We start from the raw sequence: 18004 nt of genomic DNA, 5'->3' as shown, positions 1-18004 counted from the left end.
CTTCATCCCTGCGGCAGGCTGAATGTCGGGATGGTGATCTGGCCGATGCAGGACTGCTCGACATCGGTGCGCGGGTTGTCCAGGAATGCCGTCATGATCTGTTGGGCGCACGGCGATTTCGGGATGACGCCGTGGCCGACGCCCGGAAAACGCAATGCGACGGAGTTGGGCAGGCCGGGCGTCACCTCCTTCACCCATTGCGGCGCGGTGCTGGAATCGAAGGAACCCGACAGGATCAGGGTCGGTACCTTGCTCAGGGCGGGAATGGTGTCCGCCGTGTCGGACCGGCCCAGACCCCACGCCTGGCACTCGCGAAAGATCCAGCTGCCGGTGGGCGTGATCCGCAACACCGAGTCAGGCAGCCCGGGCATCGCCAGTCGCGCCTGGGACAGGGCCTGATCCGGGTTGGTCCACGCGGCCATCTCCTGGCAGTAGGTGCCCAGCGCCAGCCCCGCGCCCAGGAGGCCGCGGTCGGGTCCCGACGGCGCGGCGGCGGCTATCCCGGTGCCGGCCAGGGCTCCGTCGCCGCGGGACAGTTGGTAGATCATCCGTGGGATATCGACGACCTTGGCGGGATCGGCACTCCAGTCCAGTACCAGGGGCACGACCTTGGACCCGTCGATGGTGACCCGCGTCGCCTGGCCCGCCGGGTTCGTGGTGGTCACCTCGATCGGGTTGCGGCTCAACGCATTCACGGTGTCGAGGAACACCGTCGGCAGGTTCGGGTACGCGGCCGCACAGGCGGGCTGGTTGGCACATGCCACGAAGATCGCGGCCAGGCCACTGGCGGGCGCATCCCACCAGTGGTCGACGATGTTCACCTGCGGTGCCACCACCGAATCCAGGACCATCGACCGGATGCCCTTGGGGTGGTCGCGCAGGAGCTGCTGAGCCAGGTCGGTGCCGTAGGAGACGCCGTAGACGTTCCACTGCTCGATGCCCAGTTGCTCCCGCAGGTCGGCGATATCGGCGGCGTTCTCCCGCGTGTCATACGCCGCGAAGTCGGCACCGGAAGACGCCAGCCGCTTGCGGCAGTCGGCAACGGCGGCGGCGTCCAGATCCGCGGTCGCTGGTGCCTGGAACACCAATTGCACTGCGCGGGTGGTGAAGTCGTCCATTTCCGGGCAACTCAGGTGCGGGTCGCTGTGTAACGTGCCGCGTTGGTTGACGAAAATGACGTCTCGGTCGGCGTTCATCCCGCCGGCCACCACGGCCGGCGCGCTCAACGTCCCCGCCCCGCCGGGGCCGCCGGCCAAGAACACGATGGGGTCGGCCTTGGGTGCGTTGTTGGCGGCTTTCACCCGCGCGACGAGAATCCGGATCGTTCGACTCTGCGGCTCGTCCCGGTTCTCCGGCACGCTGAGGTAACCGCAGCTGTAGTTGGCGCCCAGGTCGGCCTGGGCCACTCCCGGGAAGTTCGGTTGGGGGCAGGGCGCGGGCGCATACGAGATTCGGCTGGTTGACCCGTGGGAGCATCCGAGCACACCTGCGATAAGGACCACGGCTGCCAGGTAAGCCGGTGCCCGGCACCCGGCACGTAGTGAGAAGGGCAAAGGTCGCTGCTCAGCCGGCCGGGATGAACTTGATGGCGGACAGCTTGAGCCGTTCGATCGCCTCGCCGAACTCCTCCGGCGTCGGCATCCGGTTATCGCGGAACTTCAGCCCCATCTGACGCTGCGCGCGCTTGACGTCGTAGGAGTGCGCGGCGCGCACGTAGAGATCGCGGGTGACGGCACGGTCCTCGACGAGCTCGCCGCGCATTGCGGTCGTCGTGCCGTTGTAGACCACCTGCGCGGGGCCGCCGCCGCGGAAGTTGAACTTCCAGGCGGCACTGGCCAGCGCGTAGAGGTCGCCGTCGATGACGTGCGCGCTCACCGGGAGCTTGAACTGCTTGCCCGACTTGCGACCGGAGAAATTCAGCACCATGAACTGTGTGCGCAGCGACCCGCCGAGCGGGGTCCCCAACAGGAAGCCCAGCGCCGGGTTGACGGCTTTGAGCAACGCTGAGGGGGGGTGGCCGACGTCAACCGCATACGACTGTTCTGTCATGCGTTTCACCGTAGACAATCGCGCGGTGCTGCGGGAGACGCCTCGACGTCGCCGAGCGTGAAGACAGGGTGGCGATCGGGCCCGGATCTCGCCGTCAGCTCACGCTCGGCGACGCGGCCCGGCGGCCGCCCAGCAAAACGCCGCGGAGCGTGCGGGCTCCGCGGCGCGTTGCGTTCTCGAACTAGGGAGTGATGGTGGTCTGGTCGTCGATCACCGCGGTGGCGTCCATCAACGGGCCGGCCTCGGAGTCCAGCGCGTCGGCGTCGAGCTGGAGCACGAACAAGCCGTTGGGGCCGGTGATCACGACGGTCTTCTGCGCGACAGCGCGCTTCTTGCCGTTCTTGGTGTAGGACCCGCCGAACTGCCACGCCGGGAAGCCGCCGAGAGTGGACTCTTTCCCGTTCGGGCTGCCAGCCTCGAATTCGGGCAGGTTCTTCAACTCACCGGGCGCGTATTCGAGGATCTTCTTGGGGTCGGCGTTGCCTTCCAGTTTGGACACGATCGCCACGATCGTCGGTGCGTCATTGGGGTCAGCCGGCGCGTCGAAGACGATGCCGCCGTAGGGCGCGCCCTGTCCTTCGGGAACCGTGTGCCAGCCGTTGGGCACCGGAAGGTTGATGGTGGGGGAGCCGGGATCGCCGTGGTGCACCGGCACCTCTTTGAGGTTGGCTTCCCGGATGTAGTCGGCAATGGTCTTATTGGCCTGCGCGCCCGACGTTGCGCTGGTCGTCGTCGTGGAGGTGGACGTCGACGTCGAGGTGGACGTGCTCGTCGAAGTCGATGTCTTGACTTCGGTCTTGGTTTCGGAGTGGCACCCCACCAGCGTCAGGCTCAGTGCCACCGTTGCGACTACTGCCGTCAGGTCCTTCATCTCTCGCATCTCCAAAGTTGTGGCACCGGCATCTGTGCCGGTGACGTAGGAGAAGAGAGTAGCCGAAGCGCGCAGTTCGTCGTCATTATCTGCCGAATACGCTGGGTGAGTCGTTCGCCGAAAATGCCACTGGAACCGCCGGCGTGCAGTAAGAGACATTTATGCGGTCTTCAAGGTCGCGAACGGGCCTCAGGGCCACCGCCGCCACCCTCGCGGTGCTGGCTCTCTTCGTGCCGTTTTTCCTGCTGGCACCGACTGCCTACGACGGCGAGCCCGCAGCGGTGACGAATCTGGTGCAGCACGTCGACACTCTTGTCGGCACCGGTACCGGCGGCGACATCGTCGGGGAAATCAACAACTTTCCTGGCGCCACTGTGCCTTTCGGCATGGTGCAGTACTCGCCTGACACCGTCGACAACTACGCCGGTTATGACCATGCCAACGACCGCGCCACCGGATTCAGCATGACCCACGCCTCGGTGGGCTGCCCCGCCTTCGGCGACATCTCCATGCTGCCGACCACCAGCTCCGTCGGTTCCCGGCCGTGGGCGGCGTGGGATCGAATCGCCCACGACGACACGGAGTCCGGTGTGCCGGGCTACTACACGGTCCGCTTTCCAGATACCGGAGTCAAGGCAGAACTCACCGCGACCACCCGGACCGGCCTCGGACGGTTCAGCTTCCCGCGCGACAACCGGCCCGCGCTGCTGCACGTGCGTTCGGGTGCGTCGCTGGCGGGCAACTCGCGCGCGGCAATTCAGCTCGGCGAGGACAACACCACGATCACCGGGTGGGCGACCAGCGGCTCGTTCTGCGACAAGCAGAACACCTACACGGTGTACTTCGCGATGGAGTTCAACCAGCCGTTCCTGTCCTACGGAACCTGGGACGGTTATTCGGTGTATGACGGTGCCCGTCAGGCTAATTCGCCGTACAGCGGAGGCTACGTGCTGTTTCCGGCCGGTGCCGTGCTCGAGGTACGGACCGCCATCTCCTATGTGAGCATCGAGGGCGCCCGCGCGAACCTGGCTGCCGAGCGCGGCACCTTCGACGGCGTTCGCGCGGCCGCGACCAGTGCCTGGAACGGTGCGCTGTCGCGGATCACGGTGTCGAGTCGCAGCCCCGCCGACGTGACGACCTTCTACAGCTGTCTGTACCGGTCGTTGCTGCATCCCAACACCTTCAACGACGTCGACGGCCGATACATCGGGTTCGACAACGCGATCCACACCGTCGCGCCGGGCCGTACGCAGTACGCCAATTTCTCCGACTGGGACACCTACCGCAGCCTGGCCGCGCTGCAAGGTCTGTTGTTCCCGAAGGAGGCCAGTGACATGGCCCAGTCGCTGGTGACCGATGCCGAGCAGAGCGGCGCCCTGCCCCGGTGGGCCCTGGCCAATGCCGCGACAAGCCAGATGACCGGCGACAGCGTGGTCCCGCTGATCGTGAACCTGTACATGTTCGGGGCCAGAGACTTTGACACGGCGGCCGCCCTGCGTTTCATGGTCAGTGGCGCGACCCTCGGTGGTGCCGGTGTAGACGGGTACGTCGAGCGTCCGGGGATCGGCGCCTACCTGCAGCTTGGCTACCTCCCACAGCTCACCGCGTTCGGCCCCGGCGCCTCGATCACTCTGGAGTGGTCGATCGATGATTTCGCCATCGCCCGATTCGCCGCCGCACTGGGGGACGACCGGACCGCCGCCGCGTTCCAGGACCGGGCACAGTACTGGCAGAACCTGTTCAATCCGACGACCGGATACATTTCGCCGCGCAGCCCGAGCGGGCTCTTCCGCGAGGGTCCGGGTTTTCGGGAGTCCGGGTCGGCGTTCGGCCAGCCCGGTTATGACGAGGGCAACGCAGAGCAGTACCTGTGGCTGGTGCCACAGAATATCGGCGGCCTGGTCACCGCGCTGGGTGGCCGAAAGGCGTTCGCCGCGCGCCTCGATCGATTCACCAAGCGCCTCAACGAAGGTCCGAACGAGCCCTACCTGTGGGCCGGTAACGAGCCGTGTTTCGGTGTCCCGTGGTTATACAACTACGTCGGCGAGCCTTGGCAGACGCAACGCACCGTCGACCGGGTCCGTGGGCTGTTCGGCCCGACGCCCGACGGCGCACCCGGCAACGACGATCTCGGCGCGATGTCCAGTTGGTACGTCTGGGCCGCCCTGGGCATGTATCCGATCATCCCGGGCACCCCGGTCCTCGCCGTCAACACGCCATTGTTCGATCGCGCTGTAATCGCTCTGCCCACAGGGCAATCCATCCGCATCACCGCGCCGGGCGCATCGGGTCTCAACCGCCTGAAGTACATCAGAGGTCTGCGCCTCAACGGTGAACCGAGCGATCGGACCTATCTCCCTGAATCTTTGATCACCACGGGGGGTGACGTAGCGTTCTCGCTCGCTGCCCGACCCGACAGCTGGGGCACCGCCGAATTGTCGGCGCCACCGTCCTTCGGTGCCGGCAGTTCGACTTTCGCGGTCAACGCGCCAAGTCCGGTCGCCACGATCGCGCCGGGGACGACGGGCACGCTGCAGCTCGACGCGCAGCGGATGATCGACGGAGTCGACGAATACACCGTTACCGGTATGTCTTACGCGCCGGGAATCACAGTTGCCCCGGCGAATGGACGATTCGGGCGCGACGGGGCCGCGAAGGTGGATGTTGCGATCACCGTGGCGAAGACGGTGCCCCAGGGCTATTACCAGGTCTTCCTGACCGCGACGGCGGGAGGAAGCAGCAGATATCTGACCGTCATGGTCGACGCCGCGAGAGCGGATTCAGGCGAATAGTATTCAGGCTCAGACCATCTCGTTCTTGGTGAGCCAGCGCATGACCGGCCAGCCCACGAAAACCGGCAGCCAGCAGGTGAGTACCCGGTAGAGCAGCACCGACGGCACGCCGATGGCCGCCGGCACGCCGAACGCGGCGAGCCCACCGATCAGTGCGGCTTCCACGGCCCCGACGCCGCCCGGGGTGGGCGCTGCGGAAGCCAGTGTCCCGCCGACCATCGTCACCACCGTGACGGTGACGAACGTCGTCCCACCGCCGAACGCCTCGACGCTCGCCCACAGCGCCAGCGCCGCGCCCAAAGTGGTTCCGGCAGCTCCCAATACGATGAGGCCGAGACGTTTGGGTTCGCGCGCCAGATCGGCGAGGTCGCGGGTGACCTCCCCGACCTTGGGGCGCAGTTCGGTTGCCAGCCAGCGTCTCAGGTTGGGCACCAGCAGAAAGGTGCCGATGATGCCCAGAGCCACACCGGCGATCAGGTACAGCACCGTGGCGTTGGGTACGAAGTGGGACAGGTCGGTCGACGTTCCGGCCACCGCGCTGAACAAGATCAGCAGCGTCAGGTGCACGATCACCTGTACCGATTGCTGCAGGGCCACGGCCGCGGTGGCCCGCAGTGCGGTCAGGCCGCCCTTTTGCAGAAACCGGGTGCTCAGCGCCAGGCCGCCGACCCCGGCCGGGGTGGTCGTTGCGGCAAAGGTGTTGGCCACCTGCATGATCGACAGTTTCCAGAAGCTCACCGCACCGTCGGCGCAGGCCCACAGCGCTCCCGCCGCACCGACGTAGGTCAGCGCCGACACCGACAGGCCCAGCAACGCCCACCACCAGTTCGCGGTCCGCAGTTCGTGGAAGAACGTGGGGACGGTGCTGATGAAGGGGTACGCGACATAGACCAGGGCGCCGATCAGCACCAGCTGGATGAACTGGCTGCGGCTGAACCGGGTGATCGTCTCGGTTTCAATCTGGTCGGCCCCGGTCTGGCGCTTCACCTCCGCTCGCGCGTCGGCCATCACGGCCTTCGGGTTGGCTACCGATTGCCGAATTCGTTTGGGCACAGCGGATTTGGTGAGGCGGCGCGATGCAGTCAGGATGCTGTCCTTGCCGAAGGCCGCGATCGCGGCGCTCACCGCGGACTCCGCGTCGTACAGCGCCGACGTCGTGACCAGCAGCTGGGCGATGTCGGATTGCAACTGGGCATCGGTGGCGCCGTACTCGGCGGCGCCGAACCCGCCGAAGAGGACCTTGCCGTCGGCAACCGTGATCTCGTTGCAGCGCAGGTCGCCGTGCGAGATCTGATGGTCGTAGAGGACGTGCAGGGATTCCCAGACGCTGGCGACCGGTGTCTCGCCGGCGCATTCGTCGATCGGCACTCCCTGCACGGGCTGGTGGGCATACATCGTCCAGCCGCGGTCCAGGGCGGCAAGCGCGATCGTCGAGGTGTTGGCGACACCGGTGTCCGCGATGGCGATGGCCATCAGCGCGCGGTGCTCGACCGCGCGCCGCAGGGAGGTTTGCAGGGGCGCGGTTTCCGACCCGCGCAGCCGCAGTTTCCACCACAGCTGGCGTAGCGCGCCGCCGCTGCGCTGATGCGGGCCGTACAACTCGACCGCCGCGCGCGAGGACGGTTCGGTGGACTCGGCCGACAACACCAGCGGCCCGGGCCCGCCCGGGCGGACCACCACGAGCCGCGATACCAGGAATCCGCGCCGGGCCATCGCGCGCACGGCACCCTCCAACGGCACCTCGAGAGCGGGAGTGCCGACGACCAGAACCACGAACGCCCCGACGAACCAGCCCACCGAGAGACCCACCACCGCGCGGGCCGGCACGATGGCGCTCACCACCAGGTGGATGGGTACGAAGGCGAGCAGCAACGCCCACCACCAGTGCCGCCAGCGGGCCGGCAGCCAGGGACCCGAAACCGTCAGTACCGCGGCCAGCATGGCGATCCAGCGCGGGTCGTCGAGGAACTGGGCCGGCACCGTGGTGAGCTTGTCGTTCAGGTCGAAGTGCCAGCGTGGCGCGGCGATGCGGTTGCTGCTGATCGACAAAGGGAGGACGGCCATCAGCGCGGCAGCGCCGTAGGCGCCCAGCAGCTTCCATTGCCGGGACAGAATCAGGCCGATCAGGATCACGAACGGCAGCGCCAGGATCGCGATGCCGTACACCAGGTACACCAGGTCGGACTGGGTGGGAGTCAGGACTCCGACGATTTCGGAGATCGACTTCTCCAGTGCCACCCATCGAGGGCGGGTGATCAGGGAGCTGGTGACCACCGTAACCAGGAAGAGTGCGGCCAATGCCAGCCGGATGATGTCGTTGGTGCGTCGGGTCAGTGGTTGCAGCAAGCTGCCGGACACGGTGATGTCGCGGCCGTCAACTCGCATGTGCGGGGTCCTTCGAGATCCTTGGATCCGTCTTCCGGGTTACCTCTGTCGGCTGTTCTACGACAACTTAACGTGCCAGCAGGTTCACATCCTGCTCACGTACTCTCGGCACTGGCGTGTGTTGGGAGTAGGAGGACTGGGCGTGGTGCGCACCGAGAACGACACCTGGGAGATCACCGAAAGCGTGGGAGCGACGGCGCTGGGCGTGGCTGCGGCTCGCGCAGCGGAGACCGAGAGTCAAAACCCGCTGATCAGAGACCCTTTCGCGAGGGTCTTCCTGAATGTGGTCGGCGACGGGATCTGGAATTGGTTCGCCGCACCGGACCTGCCGGACGAGTTGGTGGAAGCGGAACCGCAACTGCCCGACCAGATGCAGTCGATGGTGAACTACATGGCGTCTCGCACGGCCTTCTTCGACAGCTTCTTCCTGGATGCGACGCGGGCCGGCGTCACCCAGGTGGTGATTCTGGCGGCGGGCCTGGATGCGCGGGCCTGGCGGTTGCCGTGGCCGGATGGCACGACGGTGTACGAACTCGACCAGACCAAGGTGCTGGAGTTCAAAGCGTCGACGTTGGCGGAGCACGGGGCGCAGCCGACGTGCCACCGCGTCCCGGTTGCGGTGGATCTGCGCCACGACTGGCCGGCGGTGTTGCAACAGGCCGGGTTCGACCCGTCCGCGCCCAGTGCCTGGTCTGTCGAGGGGTTGTTGCCCTACCTGCCGGCTGCCGCCCACGAGTTGCTGTTCGAGCGGATTCAGGGGCTCGCCGCGCCCGGCAGCAGGATCGCGGTCGAGGCGCCCGGGCCGGATTGGCTGGATGAGGACGTGCGCGCGAAGCGGCGTGAGCGGATCGACCGGATGCGCGCGGTGATGGCGAAGCTCGATCCCGGACGCGAGATGCCCCGGACCGACGAGCTGTGGTACTTCGAGGAGCGCGAGGACGTGGGCGAATGGTTGCGCAGGCACGGCTGGGACGCGACGGTGACGCAGTCCCCGCAGCTGATGGCCGACTACGGGCGCGGTGTGCCTGAGGGGGTCGAGGACACTTCGCCGCGCACCCAGTTCGTGTCAGCGGTGCGTTCGGCTACCTGACTGCCCCTTTGACCAGCCGGCCGTCCTTGATGATCGCGGTGAATGCCTCGCCGGGCCGGGCGATCAGCGAGATGTCGGCCACCGGGTCGCCGTCGACGAGGATGAGGTCGGCCAGGGCGCCCTCGGCCACGACACCGAGGCGCCCCGGGTAGGGATTGCGGGGCCCGGACATGGCGAGCAGTTCGGCGTTGCGAATAGTGGCCTGCTGCAACACTTCTGCGGGAGTGAACCAGCGGGTGAGCTTAGCCAGTTGGGCGCCTTGGCGTTTGGCGAGCCCCGCATCGAACAGCGTGTCGGTGCCGAAGGCGATCTTGACGTTGTGTTTGATCGCCAGTTCGTAGGCGGTGTCGGTGCCGCTGACCATCTGCTGAAATTTGGGCACGTTCGCGGGTGGAACCGTGACGGCGTCTTCGTCGTCGAGAAACGGCTGCAGACACCACCAGACGTCCTTCTCTGCCAGCAGCGCGGCCGTCTCGTCATCGATGAGATGGCCGTGTTCGACGCAACGGACACCCGCGGCGACCGCGGTGCGGATCGCCCGGGGCGTGTAGGCGTGCACCGTGACGTACGTGCCCCAGTTCTCGGCGGCTTCCACCGCGGCGTGCATCTCCGCCTCGGTGAACTGGGAGACATCGAGCGGATCGTAAGCCGAGGCAACGCCGCCGCCGGCCATCAGCTTCAGTTGCGAGGCGCCGCGGCGCAGCATTTCCCGCGCGCCGCGCAGCACCTCGGCTTCGCCGTCGGCGATGACGGCGGCGCCGATGATCTCGATGTAGCTGAGGTGGCCGCAGACACCGCGGGGCACCTCATGCGGCATCCGGAAATCGCCGTGGCCACCGGTCTGAGAGATGAAGCCACCGGCAGGGTAGATGCGCGGACCGGGAATCGTGCCGTCGTCGATCGCCTGCTTGATGCCGAAGACCGGGCCACCGAGATCACGAACGGTGGTGAAGCCGCGCAACAGGGTCTCTTCGGCGCTGACGACCGCCCGGGCGAAGACGTAACCGAGTTCGCTGACCTGAGCCATCAACGCGGAGATGGTGGTGAACATCGCGTGCCAGTGCGCATCGATCAGTCCCGGCATCAGGGTCTTGCCGGTGCCGTCGATCGTCGGGCCCGGGTCGCCGTCCGGAGGCGCGGCGGTGGGTGCCGTGATCGAGGCGATGAGCCTGCCGCGAACCGTGACGTCGTGCGGACCGGTGACCCGGCCCTGGACGCTGTCGAAGATGTTGACGTTGGAAATGCGGAGCTCGTCGATAGTCATCCCGTTCAGTGTCGCCTAGTGCGAATCTGCGGGCCGGGGCGGTAGGTGTGCGGGCGCTACTCGTCTTCGGCATCCTCGGCCACCCGATCTTCGTCGTCGGGGCCGGGGTGGCTGCGCCAGTGCCGGTATAGGTGTCGCGCGGCGAACACGCCGATTATCGCGGTGGCGCACCACACCGCTATCGCCGCGTACGCCAGCGGCGACGAGCGATCGCGAATCGAAGCGCCCAGCGCGGTGTAGACGAACGCTCGCGGCGCCGAACCGATGAACGATCCGATCGCGATCTGCCACAGGGGAATTCCGAAGGCGCCGAATGTGTAGGAAGCAAGCGCGTCCGAGATTCCGGGGACGAAGCGCTGCCCCACGACCGCCCACAACCCGCCTCGTTCGATGATCGAGTCGACGCGTTCGGCCCGCTTGGGCCCGATGAGCACTCGTGCGCTGTCCCGGCCGGCCCGACGACCGACACTGCTCGCGACGATCGCCGTGCCCATCGCCGCACCGAGCGTCACGACGATTCCCAAACCCGGGCCGAACAGCAGGCCGCTGCCCGCGGCGAGGATCGAACCGGGCAGGAAGATGGCGCCGAGGAAGGCCGACATGACGACGTAGACAAGCGGCGCCATCGGTCCGCTCGCGGCAACGGTACGCCGCACCGCGTCGATGTCGACGACTCGCGCGACAGCCACCAGATAGAACATGGTGAGCAGGAAAGCTACGAAGACGACGAGCCGGATGATGTGGCGTCGGCGGGAGGTGCCTGCGGTGCCGTCGTCGTCAACCATGGTCGCCGGCCCGAGCCCGAAGCGTGCCCGGTCGGCCCGTGCCCGAAGTGGTGGACGCGCGAATTGCGGAGCTGGCGGTAGTCATCGGATTCAGTGTCGCTTAACGCGGTCGGGAACCGACCCGGAGACGCGAGAGGGCCCACCGGAGAATCCGGTGGGCCGATGCCGTCATGCGTCGTCGCGGACGCTCCCTGCTACGGGCGTTGGTGGTGCAATCAGGCTCGGGGCCTGCCGACGCCGCTGTGCGCCGGGCATCAGTCGCATGATGAAGAAATAGATCGCCCCTGGAAATACCAGGCAGAGAATGATCGAAATCCACAGCCTGGCGTGGGGCGATGTCCATGCATTGACCGCGAGCGTCGAAGACATGGACGACAGGCCGGAGATGCCGACCGCGCTGAACAGGTATGCGGCCGTCAGCCCCGCGGGAACTCGCAGGGATCTGAGCTGAAAATTCAGCACAGCGTGCCAATCGGCGCGTTCGCGTGTCAGGTCGACTATTCGAGCGGTAACCGCGCACACTGTAGCGATCAGTAATACGGTGCCGAAAATCCATATGAATACCAGCGCGGTGACCATTGTTTCATGGTCGATCTGAGAAAATTCATAATACATTTCCTCGGTGAACACCGTGGAATCATAGACCAGTAGCGCCGTGGTGCCGCCGAGGATCATGCCCACGATGATATTCCCCAGTGCGGTCAGCCATTTCTGCGCTTCGGCATCGCTATCCGCGGCATATCGAGCCAGCATCCAGGCCAGGCCGGCGCCGAGAATGGCCGCACCCAACGCCAGCAACCCGGCCGCCGGCATGAACTTCACCCAGGAGTACGCGCAGACCTGCTGCGCCGACTGTGCGCCGTCAAGGTTCCCCCCGTAATTCGACGCCGTGGCCGCCATCGGCCGGAATCGTTCGGCAGCAGGTGGTTTCGTGGCACGGACGGAGCCGAAAAGGTATGCGTCAAGCACCAGGATGATGACGCCCATCGACAAGAAAACAAGTATGTGTGTCACGTGCTGCTGGGTTCCCTGGGGCCTCGGCGGCGATGTGCCCGCGTCATTCTCAACCGGCGCGGGTGCGCCCCATTCCTTGCTGATTATCGTAGTCAGGGCGATGATCATGAATCCCGCAAAGAGACCGGCAAGTTGTGCGTTTGTCGTCGATAACTCGATAATGCTCCACGGGTGTTTGGCTGAAATGCAGAGGTTATCGAGCAGGAGATCCGGGCTGATGTCACTCATGAAGGCCTCCCACCATTAGCTATTTTTGCGTCGCGTCCGCAATAATTGTTGCCGCCGTGCGCTTGAGCACATCCCGCTGCCTCGTTACTTCGGCAAACGCTTTGCGCAACTGGTTCAGTTCATCCCGTTCGCTCATTCTGTCGTCGTCGTCGCCGCCGCGAGGTGTCGGTTGTACCCATGGGGCGGCCGGGTCCTCGCGCATGGTGGGCTCGACGCCTAACGCCGGTATCACCTTGTGGCGAACCCCGGAGCGGAAGCGGGTCTGATCACCTCGTGGTGCGTTGACGGCGCTGACAACCGGTCCCAACGGGGCCGCCGCACCGGAATAGGCGGCCCCGGTATCGCCGAGCTGCGGCAACCCGTCAGCGCTGACGAGCGGCAAAGCGGACGCTGCCAGTCGGACCGCCGGGGATTCACCCCACGACGGTGGTACCGACATCCTGCCGACCGACGCGGCTTCGCCCAGGCCGGCCGATACAGGGGCTATGCCGGTGCCCGCCGACTCCGGCGCGTCCCCGGTCAAACCGATTCCGAATTCGGCAATTTCGTCGTGCATCGCCAACCCGTCGGACTCGGCGGCCGCCGGCGCCGTCAGAGCGGACATCAACGGACTCGCGCCCAGGGCCAACGCCGGTGTAAGGGTGAAGATGACCCCAGAAGCGTTGAAATTGATGCCCTCTGAGAGGAGCTGATAGCCCAGCGTCAACTCGCTCAGCGAGTTGAACGACTGGATCGGGTAGCTGTTCAACAAAGCCAACAGCCAGTTCGATGCGCCGACCGATCCCGAGGACAGGCTATTCAGCAACTCGGGCACGCTCGACATTGCCGACTGAGCGCTTGAGCCGGTCGCGGCCGCAGTGGCCTTGGAGATCGCGGCGCCCTGACGGGTTGTTCCGGCAGGATCGGCGATCTGAGGTGGTGCACCGAACGGCGCCAAGTTCGTCGCGGCCGCCGATGCTCTGGCGTAGCTGTACATTGCCGTCGCATCCTGGGCCCACATTTCGGTGTACCGCGCCTCGGTTGCCGCGATCGCTGCGCTGTTCTGTCCCAATAGGTTTGTCGCAACCAGTGATGTCAGTAATGCTCGGTTCACCTCGATGGCCACCGGGGGTACGGTCGCCGCGAAAGCCGCTTCGTACGCCGCCACTGCCGATTCAAGCTGACCCGCGGTCTGCAGTGCCTGTGCGGCAGTGGCTGTCAGCCAGGACACGTATGGAATCGCTGCTGCGGCCATCGAAGTCGACGACGGGCCCGCCCATAGACCGCTTGTCAACGTAGCCAGCACCGCGCGGTAGGAGGTGGCGGTCGAACCCATTTCCGCCCCCAGTGCCGCCCATGCCGCCGCGGCCGTCACCAACGGTCCGGCGCCCGGGCCCGCATACATCCGGGCGGAATTGATCTCCGGCGGTAGTGCCGCAAAGTCCAGAAGCGCGTTCACAACATCGCCTCTTTGATCAAGCGGGCAGCCGCGTCTCGCTCGGTCGCTACTTCGGTGATCTGTTCACGCAACCTGGCCAGCTCTGCTCGTTCGTGCTCACTGAGCGTGCTGACGGCATGGCCGATGCTGCGCTGTGACTGTGCCGCCGGAACCGCGTTCCGCGCGTCGGCGGTGCGCTCCCCGGGCATCGCGGCGACCACTTTGGCGGCGGGCGTGGATCGCAGACGAGATTGCTCGCCACGCGGAGCGTTGACCACGCTGCCAACCGGGGGAATGCCGCCGGCAAGCCACTCCGGTCCGGCGGCACCGGTTGGAGTCAAGGCAGTGCTCGGCAATGCCGTGGCGGCCAGCCGAATCGCGGGAGCGGAAACCCAGGACGGCGGCACCGACAACGTTCCGACCGTCGCTGAGTTCCCGAAGCTCGCCGAAGTCCCAATCTCGTTGCGCCCGAGCGCGACTGATTCGCCGACGGTTGATGTGTAGGTGGCTGGGACGGACGTTGACCCGGCATCGAGCGGCACCGCAGCGGCCGCGTCCGCCGACGCTGCCAGCCCGCCCAAGGTACCCGCGAGGGTCAAGCCGGCAGAGAATGAATAGAGGAATCCGCTGAACACGAGATTGAGGTTTCCGGCATTCGCGGCGAGTACGTTGAGCGCCGTCCCGGTGGGGCTGCCCAGCACGCTTTCCAGCCATGTGACGGGATTGAACGCTCCCGCCGTCGCGAGATTCTGCAGGGCACCTGGAACGGCGGCAAGCAGCTCCGACAGCGCCGGGTAAGTGCTCGAGCCGGTCGCGGCAGCGGTCGCTTCGGTGACCGCGAGACCTGTCGACGCCTGGGTGATCTGCGGTGGCGAGCCGAACGGTGTCAGCCTTGTCGCGGCGGCGGACGCCTCGGCATATCCGTACATCGCCGACGCATCCTGAGCCCACATTTCGGCGTATTGCGCCTCGGTGGCCGCGATCGCCGGAGTGTTCTGCCCAAAAACGTTGGTCGCCACCAACGCCGCCATCAAGACTCGGTTGACCTCGATCGCCACCGGCGGCACCGTCGCCGAAAAGGCCGCGTCATAGGCTGCCGCCGCCGCGTACAGCTGGCCGGCGGTCTGCTCGACCTGCGCGGCAGTGACGTCCAGCCACGACACGTACGGTGCCGTGGCCGCCATCATCGAACTTGCCGAGGGGCCTAACCAGGGTCCGCCAGTCAGGGTGGAAAGCACCGAACGATAGGCCGATGCCGTGGAATTGAGTTCTGCCGCCACCGCGTCCCACGCTGCGGCAGCCGCCAGCAGCGGCGCGGACCCCGCACCGGTGTAAATGCGCAGGGAGTTGATCTCCGGCGGTAACAACGCAAAATCGACCACTGCACTCACCCGAAATTCGACCTGGTCTCGATCAACTTCTCATGTCCTGCTTCCAGGCAGCCTCGCATGAAGCTCTGGGCGCTCGCTGAGCGCTATAGCCGCAGGGTGCAAACCGGTGTCCAGAAAACCACATTCGATGGTCGGATAGCTATACACATGGGCACCTTATTTATCAGAATTTTCGATGAGCTCCTATTTGGATAAAGCAAGACGAGTTAAACGTCCATGATGCGCCACCGATTGAGACGCCTATGACGCCCCCAAGACGCTTATGTCGCATGGTCGACGTTTGTCGCTCCGTTAAGACGGGTCGCATGCAGGGCGTCGAAAACCGTTGTACCTGGTGAATGTTGGTGGTATCGATATTGCAACCTGCCAGAACAGACAAGGTGCCGGGATGCCGTCAGATTCGCCTTCCGGGACCGCGATAGGTGAGTTCATGCGCTGCTTTTTCGATCCGGGACTACTCGGTTCAGTGGCGCTGCGTTACGGTGCGCTCCGCGTTGTTTTGCGGCAGTGGCATCGACTTCGACATAGCAATTCCTCGCTATTCCGATATCCGGCTGGATCACGTGGAGTGTTGGTGCCGTCGATATCGCTATGTGAAGCGCTGGGGGTAATGGATAGGCCGGAGATGCAGCTCGGCTCGGAGGAGTGATAGGCGATTCTTTGTTCCGAATACTTCGCCTCATGTGAAGCCTGACGCTCGTTATTGCCGTGCCCTGAATATGACCGCCTAAAACCGAACCTGTCGAGCAGGGATCGTGGTGGCTGAAAGTAGGTCTGACTTGTGAAATCGACAACTGCGCGTCTGGTCACTGATCGCACGCCTGCGGGATTGGCATGCGGCTTCACGGAGGGCATGACGCGGGACTTCTACGATTCGGAGGACGCGAAGTACCGCGGATTCTGGGATCCAGGCGGCAGCCTGCACTGGGGCATTTTTCAGGACGACCGCACCGACTTCCTGACCGGCTGCCAGCGGTGGAACGAGGAGATGCTGAAGGCCGCCGGAATCTGCTCCACATCGCGTGTCCTTGACCTGGGTTGTGGCAACGGGGCCGTCGCCACCTGGCTTGCACGGCAGACCGGTGCGACCGTCACCGGCATCGACCTGAGTGCGGTCCGGATCGCCGGCGCCCGCAGCCTGGCGGCGGCGAATCCCGATTTGCGGCTCGAGTTCACTGTCGGCTCGGCCTCGGCGCTGCCATTCGACGACGGCGCGTTCACTCACGTCTTCAGCCAGGCCGTGCTGTACCACGTGCATGCGCGGGAGACGGCGCTCGCCGAGGTGATGCGAGTACTCGAGCCCGGCGGCATATTCGCATTCGACGATCTGGTGACACCGCGAACGCCGGTGAGCGAACTTGCGCGCGAGGTGATTTACGACCGGTTGTTGTTCGAGCCCACCTTCTCGGCCGACGACTATGTTGACGCCCTCACCCGCCACGGCTTCGTCGTGTACGAAACCCGGGATCTGAGCCCGCATCTCGCCCGGAGCTACGAGTTGCTTGCGGACCTTGCGCAGGCGTCCTGCCCGAGCCTGTCGAGGGTCTATCGCAGAGTTCCGGAGGTGGTGGACAGCGCGCACGTCGGTTGGGGTTTCTTTCTCTGCGAGAAGGTCGTCGACAAACTGGCGTGGATCTACCAGCCGGACCGACGGGTGACCCTCGAGCAGAAATACGATGCGTGGGCCCCAAGCTATGACGCCGACCTCCGCGACGGATATCCGGAGAATCCGCGCCGCGCCGCGGCTTTGCTGGCCGCATGTCTGCCCGCCGGCTCGGGCCCAGTGCTCGATGCGGGCGCCGGCACCGGTCTGGTGGGCGAGGAACTGCGCAGGCTCGGATACCTCGACCTCACGGCACTCGACCGTTCGCGCGGGATGCTCGCCCTGGCACAGGCCAAGCGGGTGTACCGGTGGCTGGTGCACGGGACACTGGACGAGGCGCCGCGACTTTTTCCCGAGCGGCATTTCGCCGCGATCGTGGCAGTCGGGGTATTCACCTTCGCCCACGCCGACCCGGCCGACCTGGCAGCACTGGACCGGGTACTTCAACCGGGGGGTCTGATCGTCATCGCCGTCCGCGTCGATTACCTGCTCGCGAATCTGGCGCTTGGCGACACACTCGCCGAACTCGGATATCAGGCCGTTGCGCGCGACTCCTACGAGATCTTCGGTGACGAGCCGATGAACGTCATTGCCTACCAAAAGCCCGGCGATACGTGGGACGTCGTCTGATGGGCAGCGTCAGGCTGTTGCGCGCGAAGCTGCACCAGGTTCGCGTAACGCATTGCGAGCGCGACTATGTCGGGAGCATCGCGGTAGACATGGATCTGATGGAGCAGGTCGGGATGCTGCCGCTGGAAGAAGTTGACGTCGTAAACCTGGAGAACGGCAACCGGTGGTCGACGTACGTCCTCCCCGCGGCCCGCGGGTCACTGCGGGTGTGCCCCAACGGGGGCGGGGCAATGCTGTGCGAGCCCCGCGATCGCCTGATCATTTTCAGCTACGCCCTGATCGCGGGCGCTGAACTTCGCCGCGGGCCGCATGTGGCGCGCGTGCTGCTCGCCGATGCGGACAATCATCCCCAAGCGTTGTTCGAGCAGATCCTTCAGCAACAGGAGGACGGTCTCAGCTACCGAGTACGAAGCGTGCACGGCGATGTCCCGATCCAGCCTGATCTCTTGCTCGATACCGAGCCGCTGAGCATTGAAGGGCCATAG

General features: G+C 65.7%; 13 protein-coding genes. 4 read left to right on the top strand and 9 right to left on the bottom strand.

All coding sequences use genetic code 11. The annotated features are described in order from the left end of the window. Positions 1-2 precede the first annotated feature (2 nt). The 3 genes from QXH22_RS08960 to QXH22_RS08950 all read right to left on the bottom strand — a co-directional run bounded on the left by QXH22_RS08960 (position 3) and on the right by QXH22_RS08950 (position 2920). Positions 3-1406, bottom strand: a complete 1404-nt coding sequence (locus tag QXH22_RS08960; protein WP_306275396.1) for an alpha/beta fold hydrolase — start codon at positions 1404-1406, stop codon at positions 3-5. Positions 1407-1563: 157 nt separating this feature from the next. Beyond that, positions 1564-2049: a hypothetical protein gene (locus QXH22_RS08955; RefSeq protein WP_306242354.1), complete on the bottom strand. Its 486-nt coding sequence runs from the start codon at positions 2047-2049 to the stop codon at positions 1564-1566. A gap of 181 nt (positions 2050-2230) precedes the next feature. After that, a complete protein-coding gene (locus QXH22_RS08950; RefSeq protein ID WP_306242352.1) occupies positions 2231-2920 on the bottom strand; it encodes an LpqN/LpqT family lipoprotein in 690 nt (229 codons plus the stop codon). Positions 2921-3081: 161 nt separating this feature from the next. Here QXH22_RS08950 and QXH22_RS08945 point away from each other — a divergent pair, with 161 nt between their 5' ends. Beyond that, a complete protein-coding gene (locus QXH22_RS08945; protein ID WP_306275395.1) occupies positions 3082-5712 on the top strand; it encodes a GH92 family glycosyl hydrolase in 2631 nt (876 codons plus the stop codon). A 9-nt stretch (positions 5713-5721) separates the two neighbouring features. On the opposite strand, the gene QXH22_RS08940 is transcribed toward QXH22_RS08945, so the two are convergent. Beyond that, positions 5722-8097 (bottom strand): lysylphosphatidylglycerol synthase transmembrane domain-containing protein, encoded by a 2376-nt coding sequence (locus tag QXH22_RS08940; RefSeq protein WP_306275394.1) that lies wholly within the window; start codon positions 8095-8097, stop codon positions 5722-5724. Positions 8098-8239: 142 nt separating this feature from the next. Between QXH22_RS08940 and QXH22_RS08935 the strand changes: the two genes are divergently transcribed. After that, positions 8240-9187, top strand: a complete 948-nt coding sequence (locus QXH22_RS08935) for a class I SAM-dependent methyltransferase (RefSeq protein ID WP_306242346.1) — start codon at positions 8240-8242, stop codon at positions 9185-9187. Here the strand turns inward: QXH22_RS08935 and QXH22_RS08930 are convergent. The 5 genes from QXH22_RS08930 to QXH22_RS08910 all read right to left on the bottom strand — a co-directional run bounded on the left by QXH22_RS08930 (position 9180) and on the right by QXH22_RS08910 (position 15277). Then, entirely contained in the window at positions 9180-10451 is a 1272-nt protein-coding gene (locus QXH22_RS08930) for an amidohydrolase family protein (protein WP_306242344.1), read from the bottom strand. The two genes, QXH22_RS08935 and QXH22_RS08930, sit on opposite strands and share 8 nt — an antisense overlap. A gap of 56 nt (positions 10452-10507) precedes the next feature. After that, a complete protein-coding gene (locus QXH22_RS08925; RefSeq protein WP_306242342.1) occupies positions 10508-11236 on the bottom strand; it encodes a TVP38/TMEM64 family protein in 729 nt (242 codons plus the stop codon). Between the two features lie 168 nt (positions 11237-11404). After that, positions 11405-12478 (bottom strand): hypothetical protein, encoded by a 1074-nt coding sequence (locus QXH22_RS08920; protein ID WP_306275393.1) that lies wholly within the window; start codon positions 12476-12478, stop codon positions 11405-11407. A gap of 19 nt (positions 12479-12497) precedes the next feature. Then, on the bottom strand, positions 12498-13916 hold the full coding sequence (locus QXH22_RS08915; RefSeq protein ID WP_306242338.1) for a PPE family protein: 1419 nt from the start codon (positions 13914-13916) through the stop codon (positions 12498-12500). Continuing rightward, positions 13913-15277, bottom strand: coding sequence for a PPE family protein (locus QXH22_RS08910; protein ID WP_306275392.1), 1365 nt, complete (start codon positions 15275-15277; stop codon positions 13913-13915). The genes QXH22_RS08915 and QXH22_RS08910 overlap by 4 nt, the downstream gene beginning before the upstream one ends. An 862-nt stretch (positions 15278-16139) precedes the next feature. On the opposite strand from QXH22_RS08910, the gene QXH22_RS08905 reads away from it, so the two are divergent. Both QXH22_RS08905 and QXH22_RS08900 read left to right on the top strand, forming a co-directional pair. Next, a complete protein-coding gene (locus tag QXH22_RS08905; RefSeq protein ID WP_306242335.1) occupies positions 16140-17519 on the top strand; it encodes a methyltransferase domain-containing protein in 1380 nt (459 codons plus the stop codon). Next, entirely contained in the window at positions 17519-18004 is a 486-nt protein-coding gene (locus tag QXH22_RS08900) for an aspartate 1-decarboxylase (protein WP_306275391.1), read from the top strand. The genes QXH22_RS08905 and QXH22_RS08900 overlap by 1 nt, the downstream gene beginning before the upstream one ends.

Source organism: Mycobacterium sp. TY814 (assembly GCF_030755175.1).
Taxonomy (GTDB): domain Bacteria; phylum Actinomycetota; class Actinomycetes; order Mycobacteriales; family Mycobacteriaceae; genus Mycobacterium.
The sequence above is the reverse complement of the archived record's forward strand: the minus strand, read 5'-3'. Positions and strand labels throughout refer to the sequence as shown.